Origin of the sequence: Actibacterium mucosum KCTC 23349 (assembly GCF_000647975.1) — a bacterium.
Taxonomy (GTDB): Bacteria; Pseudomonadota; Alphaproteobacteria; order Rhodobacterales; family Rhodobacteraceae; genus Actibacterium; species Actibacterium mucosum.
The window spans coordinates 395,936-409,937 of the sequence record NZ_JFKE01000005.1; the positions used below are offsets into that span (position 1 = coordinate 395,936).

The window sequence follows — 14,002 nt, forward strand, 5'->3', positions numbered from 1 at the left end:
GGCCTTGGTCTGCGACATTCTTTTGACTCAACGAATTTCTGCGGTCACCCTGAACGTCATAATAACGTTACAAATATCCAAGGGAGTTTTTCCGATGCTCACACGCGTATTGCTCACCTCTGCCGCGACGCTTGCTGTTTCTGCCGGCGTTGCCGCGGCGGATTACAAGCTGACCATCCTGCACACCAACGACATCCACAGCCGGATCGAATCGATCAACAAATACGATTCGACCTGCGGCGCCGAGGACGAGACCGAAGGCAAATGTTTCGGCGGTGTGGCCCGGATCAAAACCCTGATCGACGCCAAGCGCGCCGAGATGGCCGGCGAAAACCTGCTGGTGCTGGATGCCGGTGACCCGTTCCAGGGCTCGCTGTTCTACACCACCTACAAGGGCGACGCCGAGGCCGAGTTCATGCAGGCCATCGGGTACGACGCCATGGCCGTGGGCAATCACGAGTTCGACGATGGCCCCGAAGGTCTGGACGCGTTCATCGACAAGGTCAGCTTCCCGGTGATCTCGGGCAACCTCGACCTGTCATCGTCGCTGCTGAAGGGCAAGGTGCAAAACCACGTGGTGCTTGAGGTTGGCGGCCAAAAGATCGGCATCATCTCGGCGCTGGCCACCGACACGGTCGACACCTCCAGCCCCGGCCCGAACGTGGTGTTCCAGGATGAGATCGACAGCCTGTCGGCCGACGTTGCCGCGCTGGAGGCTGAAGGCGTGGACAAGATCATCGCGCTGACCCATGTGGGCCTGCCCAAGGATATCGAAATCGCCGGCGCCGTGCCGGGCCTTGACCTGGTGATCGGTGGCCATTCGCACACGCTGCTGTCGAACACGTCGGACCGCGCCGCGGGCCCGTACCCGACCATGGTGGGCGACGTGCCGGTCGTTCAGGCTTATGCCTATTCGAAATATGTGGGCGAGATCACGCTGACCTTCGACGACGCCGGCAACGTGACCTCGGCGGTGGGCGAGCCGATCCTGCTGGACGCCTCGATCACGCCTGACGCCGCAATCGCCGCCCGCGTGGCCGAGATGGGCGCCCCCATCGAAGAGATGAAGCAGCGCGTTGTGGCCAACAGCGGTGGCCTGATTGACGGCGACCGGGGCAGCTGCCGCGCCGTGGAATGCCAGATGGGCAACCTGGTGGCCGACGCCATGCTGGACCGCGTGGCCGATCAGGGCATCACCATCGCCATCCAGAACGGTGGCGGTCTGCGTGCCAGCATCGACGCGGGCGAGGTGACCATGGGCGAGGTTCTGACCGTTCTGCCGTTCCAGAACACGCTCAGCACCTTCTACGTCTCGGGCCAGACGGTGATCGACGCGCTGGAAAACGGCGTCAGCCAGGTGGAAGAGGGCAAAGGCCGCTTCCCACAGGTTGCCGGTCTGAAGTTCACCTTCGACATGTCGGTTGCCCCGCTTGAGGGCCGCGTATCGGATGTGCAGGTGGTTGTGGATGGCGACTGGAAAGCCATCGACCCGGCGGCGACCTATGGTCTGGTGTCCAACAACTACGTGCGCAATGGCGGCGACGGCTACAAGATGTTCATCGACGCCCAGAACGCCTATGATTTCGGCCCCGACCTGGCCGATGTCACCGCCGAATACCTGGCTGAAAACGGGCCCTACAGCCCCTATACCGACGGCCGCATCACGCGGAAGTAAGCCGGTTTAGAAAGCACCGAAAGGCCCCGCCCGTTGGTGGGGCCTTTTTTACTGTTTCGAATGTCCATGCCGCGCGTGACACGTTAACGACCTTTGTGCCAGACGTTACGCCCTCCGCTGCCGCGTCAATGGGTGCCGTCGGTTTGGGTATTCTGCCAAAACTCCATGAAACACGCCAATTCCGCGTCCAGCCACGACTTGAACTTTTTGACACTTGGTTTGCGGGCTGAACTGCGGCTTGTGGCGAACCAATAGGTCGACCCGGTTTGCGCGCGATGATCAAACGGCGCTGCAACCTGTCCTCTGGCCAAAGCATCGCAGGCCAGCGTCTCCCACGCCATGAAAACACCCTGCCCAGCCATTGCCGCATCTAAACACAACGAGGCATCGGCATAGGTCGGACCGGAAAGGAGTACCGAAGTCGACCGCGCCTGATCTGCCAACCACTCCCGCCATCCATGCAGGTTTTCATTTTCACGGATGACCGGGACAGTTGCAAGATCATCCAACCGTTTCAGGCGACTGGCCATTCCGGGCGCGCAGACCGGAAACACCCGTTGATCCAACAGCTTGGTGGCACCCGCGCCGATCTTTGGATCCGCGCCAACACGTATGCCGATATCGACATCGCTGCGATCCAGTTCGACGATCTCGGTGGTGGGCAGAACACGCAGGCTGATCCCGGGGTTTTGATCGTGGAACTTCTTGATTCTCCATACAAGCCAACGGCTTGCAAAGATCGGCGCCACGGAAACCGTCAGCACGTTTTCTTCCGGCGCGCGGATGTCTGCAACCACGCCCGACAATTCGGACATGGCCCGCGTCAGGCGCGGCGCAACCTCGGTACAGATCTTGGTGGGTGTCATGCCGGTGGACGTGCGAATAAACAATTCCTGACCCAACGAGGCCTCGGCCTTGGACAGGCGCTGGCTCAGGGCACCGGCGGTAATGCCCAGTTCATCGGCGGCCCGGTTCAGGGTGCCGGTGCGGGCAATCGCCTCGACCGCGCGAAGGGCAGAAAGGGGAATGGAATTAAGGTTATGCATTCAGTTTTTCTAAACTCCAATGCTGATAGAGTCGATTCCAAGCCCGTGGATAATGTTCAACAATCCACGCATGAAACAGTCTCCTTTATCCTTCCTGAAAAAGATCTCAAGCTGTCTCGTGCGGGACGTACATAGGCCCTGCGCCGAGAACGACTGGACCCGCGATCCGCTGTCGCACCCGGACATAGCAAAAATGACGGCTCGCGAACGTGCCGATCTGCAATGGATCGCCGAAAACATCGCACCCGAATAACAGCCCTTTGCGAGGTGCATCTTCGGGCCCAACCCCGACGCGACTTGTGGTGCGGTTTTCACGCCGCCGGTTCAAAAACCCCCTTGACCCTGACACTAGTGTCAACGCTCTAAACGCCTCTCCTGACCATTAGAACACCATGTTCGCAGACAGGAGATTGCGCGAAATGACCACAGAAAATGCATGGAACGGCAAGGTGGCGGTTGTTACCGGCGGCAGTTCGGGGATCGGGCGCGCCACGGCGCTGGCGCTGGCCGATCTGGGCGCCAATGTACTGATAACCGGGCGCGGGGCCGACAAGCTGGCCGAAGTGGCCGCCCTCAGCGACCGGATCGAGGCGTTGCAGGCCGACAGCGCCGACCCGGACACCGCACCACAGATTATCGACGCCGCGACCAACCGCTGGGGCCGTCTGGACCTGCTGGTGAACAATTCCGGCGCCGGTCAGCCCCTGCCGGTTGAAGGTTACGAGGCCGACATCATCGCCAACATGTCGATGCTGAATATCGTCGCCCCGTCGCAACTGGTGAAGGCCGGGCTGGCGGCGTTGACCGAAAGCCGGGGCAGCATCGTGAATATCGGCACTGCCGTGGCGCAGAACGCGGCACCCATGCTGGCCCATTACGGCGCCACCAAGGCCGCGCTGGAGCATCTGACCCGGTCCTGGGCGGTGGAACTGGCCCCCAAAAGCATCCGCGTCAATGCCGTGTCGCCCGGCCCGGTGAAGTCCGGCGCGCTGACCGGCATGATGGGCCTGCCCGACGAGATGGCCGCCCAGATCGAGGCGCAAGAGGCCGCGCAGATCCCGCTGGGCCGGCGCGGCGTGCCCGCCGATCTGGTGCCCTGGATCCTGCAACTGGGCAGCCCCGAAAACGCGTGGCTCACCGGTCAGGTGCTGACGGTGGACGGCGGCTGGTCGCTTCGCACGTAATCCTTGGGGGCGGGGTGATTTCCGCCCCCAAACACCTACATACATGTCAGGGTTTGAGCGAAGGAGCCGCCGATGCACGCCAAGGAAGCCGCCGATTTGCTGGGCATCAGCCAGCGCATGCTGCGCCACTACGAGAACGAGGGGCTGATGGTGGTGGGCCGCGCCGCCAATGGCTATCGCCACTATACCCCCGCCGATCTGCGCCGCGCCGCGCGCATCCGTGACTTTATCGCCACCGGCTTTTCCACCCGCGAAATCCGGGCCATGGCCGCCTGCCTGTCCGATGACGGCGCGGGGCCATGCAGCGGCGGTATCGACAAGCTGACCCAGAAGCTGGCCCATATCGACCGCCTGCGCGCCGATCTGGACGCGCGCCGCGCCGCCGTTGTGGATCGGCTTGGGGAGTTGCGGGCCGCGCTGGACAAAGACGCGCTGGTCGACTGAACCCGCGCTAGCCCGCGCGCCGCACCAACGTCAGCGTCGCCAGCCCCGATCCGGTGACCAGTACCAGCCCCAACATCGTCAGCGTATCCGGCCAGTCGCCAAAGACCAGCCAGCCCACATAGGTGGCCGGGATCAGTTGCAGATAGATAAACGGCGCAAGATGGTTGGCCGGCGCCATGCGCGCCGCCAGCACCATGACAAAATTGCCCACCGCCGAGGCCAGCGCGCTGAGCCCGATCAGCGCCGCAGTGACCCCGTGCCAGCCGGGCACCGGCACGCTTAGCCCCAGCGGTGTCAGCAGCACCGCGCCAAAGGCCAGCTGTGAAAACAGCAACAGCCGCGGGCGCACATGCGGCGCAAGCCAGCGGTTCGACACCAGAAAACAGCCGTAAAGCGTGCCCGCCAGCAGGGCAAAGCCCATGCCCGCCGTGGCGCCGAATCCCGGTTTCACCACCAGAACAACGCCGATCACTCCGATGCCCAGCAACCCCGTACGCGCCCATTCCAGCCGCTCGCCCAGCAATACTGCCGCCAGCAGATAGGCCACAACCGGCCCGATGAAGAAGGCCCCGAACACGTTGGCGATGGGCTCGGTCTTTAGCGCGGTCAGGATCGAACAGATCGCGCAGGCGATGATCGCCGCCCGCAGCGCCAGCCGCCAGTCCCCCACGTCACGCCAATTCGCGCGCGTCAGCCCGCAAAATGGCAGCACCATCACCGCGCCCAGCACAAAGCGTGTCCAGGCGATGAAAAACGGGTGCACGCCATCAGCCGCCAGCAATTTGCCGGCCGTGTCGCCCGTCACGATCATCAGCATCGAGGCAAAGACCAACGCCGCCGCGCGGGCCAGGGTGGGGTTGAACATGCGTCCTCCTGTCTGCGTGACCCTAGGCGCGGTTGCGGGCGGGGGCCAGCGGCAAATGCCTTGCGAAGTTGTCAACCCGCGCTAACCTGCGGGCCATGTGCGGACGATTTGCCCTGACCCTGCCCACCGACGCGATGGCACAGCTGTTTGACGCGGTGCCGTCCAACGACCTGCCGCCCGTGCCCAATTTCAACGTCTGCCCGACGACGCAGATCGCGGTGGTCACCTCGGATGACGGCACGCGGCGCCTGCGCCCCATGCGCTGGGGGTTTCTGCCGCATTGGTACAAATCGCCCGGCGACGGGCCGTTGCTGATCAACGCGCGGGCCGAAACACTTGCCGAGAAACCCGCCTTTCGCGCCGCCTGCCGCGCGCGCCGCTGCCTGATCGCGGCGGACGGGTTCTACGAATGGACCAAGGACGCCGAGGGCAAGCGCCTGCCGTGGTGGATCTTCCGCACCGACGGCCAGCCCACGGTGTTCGCCGGGGTCTGGCAGGTCTGGGACAAGGGCGAGGCGCCGCTGACCACCTGCGCGATTGTCACCACCGGCGCGAATGACGCGATGTCGGCGGTCCATCACCGCATGCCGGTCACGCTTTTGCCCGAGGAGTTTGCGCTGTGGCTGGGCGAGGAGGGCAAAGGCGCCGCCCGCCTGATGCAGGCCGCGCCCGAGGATCGGTTCACCTTTCACCGGGTGGACCCGGCCGTGAACTCCAACCGCGCCAGCGGACCTGAGCTGATCGAACCGATCTAGCGTAGCCAGCCGGTTAACAGCGTCCCTGCATGGCCCGAAAGACCGCGGGATGGCGAACGAACGCGGGTGACCGGGCGCTTTATGGCGGCCACATACCTTCAACAGAAACGTCGCGCGCGCCGCATGCAAAATCGCCAGCCCTTTGGGGCGGTCTGGCGATCAGCCGGGCGCCTTCGGCGCTGTTAACCGGCTGGTCAGAGTGACAGCGGCGCGGGTGCCTCGGGGATCGCGTCTGAGCTGCCCCAGATCGTCTGATCAAAATTCACCACCGACCCGGTCATCATGCCGCTGTCATCGCTGGCCAGAAAAATCACCGCCTTGGCCACCTCTTCGGGTTGCAGCAACCGGCCAAAGGGCAGGGCGGCGGCGCGTTCGGCGAACCATTCCGGCCCGTGACCCTGCGCGGCATGCAGGTCTTTTTCCTGATCGCTTTCCATCCAGCCGATATTCAGCGCGTTCACCCGGATGCGGTTGCGGCTGGCCGAATAGGCGATGTTGCGCGTCAGCGTCGCCAGCGCCCCCTTGGACGCCGCATAAGGCGTCAGGAACGACTGCCCCGACAGCCCCGACATCGAGCCGATATTCACAATCGCCCCCTCGGTGCCCTCGCGCAGCATCAGCTTTACCGCCTCTTGCATCATGAAAAACGGGCCTTTGACGTTGATCGCAAAGATCTCGTCAAACAGCTCGGGCGAGGTGGTCAGGATATCGCCCCGCGCCGTGGTCGCGCCCGCGTTCACAAGCACGTCGCAGCGGCCAAAGGCCTGATCGGCGGCGGCGAAAACGCCGGCGCAATCCTCGGGGTTAGACAGATCGGCGCGCTGGAACACCACCTTCACGCCGGTCTCGGCCGTGATGGCCTCGGCCACCGCCGCGCCCTTAGTTTCGTTGCGCCCGCAGGTCACCAGACCCGCCGCGCCCTCGGCCGCCATGGCCCGGGCACATGCTGCGCCCAAACCTTGTGTTCCACCGGTGACCACGGCCACTTTGCCTTGCATCCGCATCGGCTGCCCTCCCATAAGTTGCGGCGCAGTCTAGCGGCTCTAGATCATATGTAAAGCGATCTAGACCAGCTCGGCATCGGTCATGAATTCCACCAAAGCGGGGCCATTATGGGCCAGTGCTTGCGTGATCGCCGCGTCGATATCGTCCGCCCCGGTCACCTTGTGGCCATGCCCGCCGCACAGTCGTGCAAAGGCCGCGAAAGACGGGTTCACCAGCGAGGTCTCCCACACCGGCCATTCGCCCGATCGTTGCTCTTTGGAGATCTTCCCAAGCTCGCCGTTATGCAGCAGGATATGGGTGATATCCATGCCGTATTTCACCGCCGTGGTGAACTCCATCGGGTATTGCCCGAAGCCGCCATCGCCCGAGATCGAAATCACCTTGCGCCCTTTAAACGCGTCCTTGTCCTGCGTCGCGGCCCAGGCGCCCATCGCGGCGGGAAAGCCGTATCCGATAGAGCCCAGATAGCCCGACATCAGCACCCGCTGGTGGCCCTTGGTTTCCAGATACCGGCCAAAGCTGTAGGTGTTGTTGCCCACATCCACGGCGAAAATTGCATCCTCGGGCGCGATCTGGCCCAGCGCCTCGAATATCGCAAAGGAATGCAGGCCGCTGCCGGTTTCGGCCAGCCGCGCCGCCTTTTCGGCCCGCCAGATCGCCCACCGCTCGGCGTTTTCGGCCACCAGATCGGGCGCGCCTGCGGGTTTTGACACCGCCGGAAGAACCGCATCGCAAAACGCACCGATCTCGCCCCAGACCGGCAGCTTTACACCGTGGAACTTGCCCAGCTGCATCCGGTCGTAATCAACCTGAATGATGTTTTCCTTGCGCGCGATCCCGGTGTGGTTCGAAAAGCTCGCCCCCAGCGCCAGCAACACGTCAGCCTCGTTCATGAACCAGCTGGCAATCGGCGTGCCCGACCGGCCCAGAACACCCGCGCCCAGCGGGTGATCGTCGGGCATCAACCCCTTGGCCTTAAACGTGGTCACCACCGGTGCGCCGATCTTTTCAGCCAGCGCCTTGACCGCATCCATCGCGTGCACGGCGCCGTGGCCCACCACGATCATCGGGCGCTCGGCGGCGCTCAGCATCTCTGCTGCCTGCGCGATCTCGGCTGCGCCCGGCCGCACGGTTGCCGCCGCCACGCGCCCCTCGGGCAGGGCCGCGGGTTGCTCAGACGGCAATGTCTGCACGTCATCGGGAAAGATCAGATGCGCCACGTCCTGATGGATCAGCGCGTTTTTCATCGCCAGGCTGGTCAGCTCGGCATGGTTCGAACTGCTCAGCACCGGCTGCGAAAAGGCCGACACCGCCTGAAACGCCGATTTCAGGTCAATGTCCTGAAACGCGCCGGGGCCGAACACCTGCGTCTGCACCTGCCCGGTCAGCGCCAGCACCGGCGCGCGGTCCACCTTGGCGTCCCACATACCGGTCAGCAGGTTGGTTGCACCCGGCCCCGCGATGGTCAGCGCGGCGGCCGGTTCCCCCGTCAGCTTGCCATAGGCCGAGATCGCGAAGGCCGCCGCCCCCTCGTGCCGGATGCCGTAATATTTCAGCTTGCCGTCACCCACCGCCAACCGGATCGATTCCGCCAACCCAAGGTTGGAATGCCCCACCATGCCAAAGACCGATTGCAGGCCCCAATTGGTCATGGTGTCCACCATCACATCGGTCACGGTGCGGGTCCGCGGCGGCTCGGGCTCCAGCCCCACAAAGATCTCGCCATCGCGGATCTCAACGTCGAACAGCTTCTGCCCGGTATCCTCGTGCCCACCCGGAGGGGCACCGGTCAGCGGGTCAAAATCCCAGCCATGCCAGGGGCAGCGGATCCAGCATTTGTCGTCCACGCCTTTCTCGATGCTGCCCTCGCCCAGAGGGCCCTTTTGGTGCGGGCAGTGATTGTCCATCGCCGCCCATTGGCCATCAAAATGCACAAGGCAGATCGACGTGGTGCGCGCGGTGACGGTTTTCACCCGCCCCTCGGGCAGATCGTCCACATGGCCGACGGAAATCCAGTCCAGATCGCTCATTCCGCGTCCTCCTCGGTATGCGGTTCGGCTGGGAACAGCCGGTCAAACAGCTTTTGCACCCATGTCAAAATCAAAAACCCCGCCACGACCCAGATGATCAGGTCAAACGGGCGGAAATCGGTGCCGCGCAGCCAGCGCGCGATCAGGTCGCCCTGCGGGCGCAATTCCTGAATGCCAAACAGCCCCTCGCGCCCCCACAAGGCAAACCCCCAGAACCGCGAGACATAGATCAACGCCGCCCCGATCAGCGCCACCAGCGCCAGTTTCAGCACATGCCCGATCATTGCATCAGCTCCATTGTGTCGCCATCCATCCGCAGGATCAGCAGATCGCCACGCCGCTCCAGATCGCCCTCCAGCTGCACGAAGGCGCCAACAAGGTCATAGGCGCGGTCGGGCAGGCGGGTGCCATCGGGGCCCGCGACCATCAGGAATTCGCTGCCCTCCACCGGCTGACTGCTGACAAAAACCGGGGGGATGTCGCCGATCAGGCAGAGGTTCGCGCAAGCCTTATGCGCCAACCCGCGCCCGGGCCGCATCGCGCCTGCCAGGCATTTGCCATCGCAGATCTCACCGGCCAGCTTCCAGCGGCCCAGAGGTTCCGGCGCGGGCAGGTCGGGCGCGGGGCCATCGACCTTTTTCAGCCCGCGATTGCCGCCAGCCACCTGCATCATGTCCAGCTCACCACGTTTCAGGATCACCCCGGTCAGTGCCACAAGGTCACCGGCCATCGGCTGCACCCGCGTGCGGATCGTCGATTTGCCTTGCCCTGTCAGCATCAGCGTATGCCCGGCCGGGATACGTTCGTTGCCCTCGGTCACCCGCAGGATCGGATAGGGCACAAACTCGATCACGCCGGTCACCGTCTGCTGGCGCCAGTCGAAGCGAAACGCGCCATTGCCCGGATCATCCTGCGTGGCGCCGATGGTGATGCCGACAAAGGCCATGAACACCACCAACGACACGGTCAGGCTGATCAGAAAGGCGCGCAGCCCCTCGGGGATCGGCAGATAGCCCACGAAAAACGGTTTCTTGTCCATTTCACACGCCCTCTGGGTTGACAGGGTCCACCGGGGTGCCCGGCGGGTTGGCCTTTGGGTCCACCAGAACCACGCCGTCTTTCACGGTCAGGTTGTAGGTGGGGATCTTCTCGGTAAACGGTGCCGGGCTGCGCCCGGTGCGCACGTCGTATTGGAACCCGTGCCACGGGCAGGTCACGAAACAGGCCACCACGCGGCCCTCGCCCAGCGGGCCGTTCTGATGCGCGCAGGCGTTTGAGATTGCCGATAGCAACCCATCCTGTTTGAACACCGCCACCCGTTCGCCATCACCCAGTTGGGCGATCTTGGCAAAGCCCTCCTCGATCTCGTCGGCGCGGCACACCGCCACCCAGTCACCATGTGCATCGGCCACCGGATCGGCGTCGCGGCTCTCTTTGAACGCCGCCAACAGGTGCAGCCCCGCCACAACCCCCGCCGACGCCAGAAAGATCGCGGTGAACGTATGGTTGCGCTGATCCTGCAAAATGCCCCAACTGACATGCGCCACAACGCTGACATAGGCCGCATAGATCAGGTAATGCAGGCGTTTCCACACCGGCGCGGTTAGGAATTTCAGCCAGAAATCATGGCTGGTCGTGGCCAGGATCAACAGGCAGATCAGCGCGAAAACCCCAAAGATTTCAAACGGAAAGCCCGCGATTTGGCCGTAAGAGGTATTGGCGAACAGCAACGCCTCGTACTTGTTCGATTTTGAGAAGGCAAAATACCAGTCGATGATGTATCCCGCATGGGTCACTGCCACAAACGCGGTCAGCACACCAAAATGCCGCCGGTTATAGACCAGCGGCAAAAACCGCCGGTCCAGCCGGGCAAGGGGCCCTGAGGCCAGGATGATCGACAGCATCACAAAGGCACAGGCGCCAAAGGCGCGGGCGTTGTGGACCTGCGGGTTGATCGGGCGCTCGTGGCTCAACAGGCCCGGCGCGATATGGATGAACAACCACAAAAACGCCGCCACACCGGCCAGCATCGCGGCATCATAATACCATTTGAACCGGTTCCACTGGACGGGGATGTATTTGACAGACATGGCTTATTCCCCCGGTCCGCTGATCTGTTGCGGCACAAAATCCGCGGGCCATTGCGGCCGGTTGATCAGGCCCAGAACCACAGCCGCCAGGATGCCCGCCGCCATCAGCACCGCCACCGTTTTATGCGTGGCGCGCGGCGGCACGTATCGCGCCTGCTCGTCGCCCGCGCCGGTTTCGATCCGCAGCCAGCGCCACAGAACCAGCGGCCAGATCAGCATGACACCCGGCAACAGCAGCGGGCGGAACACATAGGCCCCGCGCGCGTCCTCGTCGATGCGGTCGATCCCGATGGTCAGGAACACCGCCGCCACGCCCGCGCCGATGGTCAGCCACCAGCGCACCCCGGCAAAAAGCAACTCGGCCGTGTTCATGCCAGCCCCCCATAGGCCACACCCGACAGGTCCGCCATTTCCCGTTTCCACGTGGTCAGGTCGGCGGCGTTGAATTTTGACAGGTGATCATGCCCGCAGGCCCGCGCCATCACCTGCATCAGCTCGGTCGAGGCGTCGAAGAAATTCGCCAGCTGGCGCGCCGATTTTTCCACCTGCAGCCGGTTGACCAGATGCGGTTTCTGCGTGGCAATGCCCACGGGGCAATTGTTGGTGTGGCAGGCCCGCATGGCAAGGCACCCGATGGCCTGCATGGCCGAGTTCGACACCGCCACCGCATCCGCGCCCAGCGCCATCGCCTTGATGAAATCGGCAGGTTGCCGCAGTCCGCCGGTGATGATCAGGGTCACGTCGCCGCGCCCCAGCGTGTCCAGATGCCGCCGGGCGCGCGCCAGTGCCGGGATGGTTGGCACGCTGATATTGTCGCGAAACAGCGCCGGCGCCGCGCCGGTGCCGCCGCCGCGCCCATCCAGGATGATGTAATCCACCCCCACCTCCAACGCCGCGTCAATATCGGCCTCGATATGCTGCGCGCTCAGCTTATAGCCGATGGGGATGCCGCCGGTGCGGTCGCGCACCTCATCGGCAAATTCGCGGATCTGCGCGGGGCTGTCCCATTCGGGGAATCGCGGCGGCGAGATGGCGGATTGCCCTTCCTCCAGCCCCCGCACCTCGGCGATCTTGCCCTTCACCTTGGCGCCCGGCAGATGCCCGCCCGTGCCGGTTTTGGCGCCTTGTCCGCCTTTGAAATGAAAGGCCTGCACCTTGTCCAGCGCCTCCCAGCTGAACCCGAACCGCGCACTGGCCAGCTCGTAAAAATACCGCGAATTGGCCGCCTGCTCCTCGGGCAGCATGCCGCCTTCGCCCGAACAGATGCCGGTGCCCGACAATTCCGCCCCCCGCGCCATAGCCAGCTTGGCCGGTTCCGAAAGCGCGCCAAACGACATGTCGGACACAAAAAGCGGGATTTTCAGCCGCAAGGGTTTCTGCGCATTGGGGCCAATCACCACCTCGGTGCCCACCTCGGCCTCTTCCAGCAGCGGCGCGCGCTGCAACTGGGCGGTCAGGATCTGGATATCGTCCCAATCCGGCAGCTCGCGCCGGGGCACGCCCATGCTTTCCATCGTGCCGTGATGGCCGGTGTTCTTCAGCCCCGATTTGGCATAGCGGTGGATCACCCCGGTATAAGGCTCTTCCTCGGTGCCGTGGCTGGTATCGGCGTAAAGGCCCAGATAGGCGTCGCGGTTAAAGGGCTGCGGGTTGGCCTTGCCCCAGGCGTTGATCTCGTCAGCATCTACGCAGACATCATCGCCCTCAATCCAGCTTTTGAACTTCGGCAGAACCTCGGCATTGTTATATTCCGACACGCCCGAATCCAGCCGGTAATCCCACCAATGCAGCCCACAGATCAGGTTGTCGCCGCGCACGAACCCGTCCGACATCAACGCCCCGCGATGCAGGCAGCGCCCGTAAAAGACCGAGATCTCGTCATCGAACCGCACAACCACCAGGTCGACCTCGCCCACCAGGGCGTATTCGGGTGTGCGGTCGGCCAAAGCGCTGAGCTTGATGATGGGTGTTGTTTGCATGTGGTCCCCCGTAGCTGGGCCGGTTTTCGGCTGGCTTTGGACCCACCTTAGGGGCAGAATGTTGCATCCGCCAAATCACAGATTTCTAAATCGGCCCACGGGCTTGTCAGCAATTGAAACAATTATGCGCCGTGGCTTCAGCGCAGGTGATACCGCAGCGCCGCCGTGATCAGCAGACGCAGCTTGTCGGGCTGGATGTCACCGGGGGTGTCAAACAGCACCGCGCGGTTGCCGTCATACCGGAATTCATCGGGGAAAAGCGCTTGGAAATCGCTGATCACGCTGGTGGCGCAATGGGCATAGATGGCAAAACCGCCCTCTTTGGGTTGGCCCAGCCGCAGCGGCGTGCCGGTGCGGGGGCGGGTGGGGGCAAAGCTTGGCTGCCCCCATTTCGTCGTTTCCTCGATCGCGCCAACCTCGGGCATTTCGGCCGCGGTTGACAGGATCAGGGCGCGCAGTTGGTCCAACCCCGCCTGCGCGCCGGTGGTCACGCGTTTGATCCCCATGGTCCGTGGTGTGCGCCTTCGGTGTCGGTGCGTTCGAAGGAGTGGGCGCCGAAGAAGTCGCGTTGGGCCTGGATCATGTTGGCAGTGGACCGCCCCGTGCGCATCGTGTCGAAATAGCTCAGTGCCGCCGACATTGCCGGCACCGGCAGCCCGTGTGCCACCGCCGTGCCCACCACCCGGCGCAAAGCGCCCGCATGGGTGGTCATCAGCCCGGCGAAGTAAGGCGCGAACATCAGGTTGCGCGCGGCGTCCTCACCCAGCGCCGTCGCCATGTCGTTCAGCATCGATGAGCGGATGATACAGCCCTCGCGCCAGACCTCGGCAATCGCCGGCATCGGCAGGTCCCAGCCATAGGTCGCGCCCGCCTTCGACAACAGCGCAAAGCCCTGCGCATAGCACATGATCTTGCCCGCGATCAGCGCC

General features: G+C 63.8%; 15 protein-coding genes and 1 pseudogene. 5 read left to right on the forward strand and 11 right to left on the reverse strand.

Translation table 11 applies throughout. The annotated features are described in order from the left end of the window. Positions 1 to 94: 94 nt before the first annotated feature. Positions 95 to 1,675 (forward strand): bifunctional metallophosphatase/5'-nucleotidase, encoded by a 1,581-nt coding sequence (locus ACMU_RS13880; protein ID WP_035260529.1) that lies wholly within the window; start codon positions 95 to 97, stop codon positions 1,673 to 1,675. A gap of 125 nt (positions 1,676 to 1,800) precedes the next feature. Here the strand turns inward: ACMU_RS13880 and ACMU_RS13885 are convergent, their stop codons facing one another. Further along, complete coding sequence (locus ACMU_RS13885; RefSeq protein ID WP_035260531.1) at positions 1,801 to 2,721, reverse strand: LysR substrate-binding domain-containing protein; 921 nt, start codon at positions 2,719 to 2,721, stop codon at positions 1,801 to 1,803. A 70-nt stretch (positions 2,722 to 2,791) separates the two neighbouring features. On the opposite strand from ACMU_RS13885, the gene ACMU_RS19315 reads away from it, so the two are divergent. From ACMU_RS19315 to ACMU_RS13895, 3 genes are all read left to right on the forward strand, one after another. Next, positions 2,792 to 2,974 (forward strand): type 2 periplasmic-binding domain-containing protein, encoded by a 183-nt coding sequence (locus tag ACMU_RS19315; protein ID WP_152544622.1) that lies wholly within the window; start codon positions 2,792 to 2,794, stop codon positions 2,972 to 2,974. Between the two features lie 166 nt (positions 2,975 to 3,140). Then, positions 3,141 to 3,905, forward strand: coding sequence for an SDR family NAD(P)-dependent oxidoreductase (locus ACMU_RS13890; protein WP_035260533.1), 765 nt, complete (start codon positions 3,141 to 3,143; stop codon positions 3,903 to 3,905). Between the two features lie 72 nt (positions 3,906 to 3,977). Further along, positions 3,978 to 4,349 carry a MerR family transcriptional regulator gene (locus ACMU_RS13895; RefSeq protein ID WP_035260534.1) on the forward strand — a complete coding sequence of 124 codons (372 nt, stop codon included), beginning with the start codon at positions 3,978 to 3,980 and terminating at the stop codon, positions 4,347 to 4,349. Between the two features lie 7 nt (positions 4,350 to 4,356). On the opposite strand, the gene ACMU_RS13900 is transcribed toward ACMU_RS13895, so the two are convergent. Beyond that, positions 4,357 to 5,214 carry a DMT family transporter gene (locus tag ACMU_RS13900; RefSeq protein ID WP_035260536.1) on the reverse strand — a complete coding sequence of 286 codons (858 nt, stop codon included), beginning with the start codon at positions 5,212 to 5,214 and terminating at the stop codon, positions 4,357 to 4,359. 95 nt (positions 5,215 to 5,309) lie between these two features. On the opposite strand from ACMU_RS13900, the gene ACMU_RS13905 reads away from it, so the two are divergent. Beyond that, positions 5,310 to 5,969: an SOS response-associated peptidase gene (locus ACMU_RS13905; protein ID WP_035260539.1), complete on the forward strand. Its 660-nt coding sequence runs from the start codon at positions 5,310 to 5,312 to the stop codon at positions 5,967 to 5,969. Positions 5,970 to 6,163: 194 nt separating this feature from the next. On the opposite strand, the gene ACMU_RS13910 is transcribed toward ACMU_RS13905, so the two are convergent. The 9 genes and pseudogenes from ACMU_RS13910 to ACMU_RS13950 form a co-directional block, all read right to left on the reverse strand. After that, a complete protein-coding gene (locus ACMU_RS13910; RefSeq protein WP_035260541.1) occupies positions 6,164 to 6,973 on the reverse strand; it encodes an SDR family oxidoreductase in 810 nt (269 codons plus the stop codon). Between the two features lie 60 nt (positions 6,974 to 7,033). After that, positions 7,034 to 9,004, reverse strand: coding sequence for a thiamine pyrophosphate-dependent enzyme (locus ACMU_RS13915; RefSeq protein WP_035260542.1), 1,971 nt, complete (start codon positions 9,002 to 9,004; stop codon positions 7,034 to 7,036). Next, a complete protein-coding gene (locus ACMU_RS13920; protein ID WP_035260545.1) occupies positions 9,001 to 9,288 on the reverse strand; it encodes a hypothetical protein in 288 nt (95 codons plus the stop codon). Before ACMU_RS13920 ends, ACMU_RS13915 begins: the two co-directional genes overlap by 4 nt. Then, the gene (locus tag ACMU_RS13925) at positions 9,285 to 10,043 is read right to left on the reverse strand and encodes a hypothetical protein (protein WP_035260546.1); all 759 of its coding nucleotides are present in this window, start codon (positions 10,041 to 10,043) and stop codon (positions 9,285 to 9,287) included. Before ACMU_RS13925 ends, ACMU_RS13920 begins: the two co-directional genes overlap by 4 nt. Before the next feature lies 1 nt (position 10,044). Then, a complete protein-coding gene (locus tag ACMU_RS13930; protein ID WP_035260548.1) occupies positions 10,045 to 11,094 on the reverse strand; it encodes a Rieske 2Fe-2S domain-containing protein in 1,050 nt (349 codons plus the stop codon). A gap of 3 nt (positions 11,095 to 11,097) precedes the next feature. Beyond that, the gene (locus ACMU_RS13935; RefSeq protein WP_035260550.1) at positions 11,098 to 11,466 is read right to left on the reverse strand and encodes a hypothetical protein; all 369 of its coding nucleotides are present in this window, start codon (positions 11,464 to 11,466) and stop codon (positions 11,098 to 11,100) included. Then, the gene (locus tag ACMU_RS13940; protein ID WP_035260552.1) at positions 11,463 to 13,073 is read right to left on the reverse strand and encodes a glutamate synthase-related protein; all 1,611 of its coding nucleotides are present in this window, start codon (positions 13,071 to 13,073) and stop codon (positions 11,463 to 11,465) included. Before ACMU_RS13940 ends, ACMU_RS13935 begins: the two co-directional genes overlap by 4 nt. Positions 13,074 to 13,210: 137 nt before the next feature. Further along, a complete protein-coding gene (locus tag ACMU_RS13945; protein WP_035260555.1) occupies positions 13,211 to 13,579 on the reverse strand; it encodes a DUF1801 domain-containing protein in 369 nt (122 codons plus the stop codon). Continuing rightward, positions 13,561 to 14,002 (reverse strand): annotated as a pseudogene (locus tag ACMU_RS13950) (NADP-dependent phosphogluconate dehydrogenase); the annotation flags it as partial. The pseudogene ACMU_RS13950 and the gene ACMU_RS13945, both read right to left, overlap by 19 nt.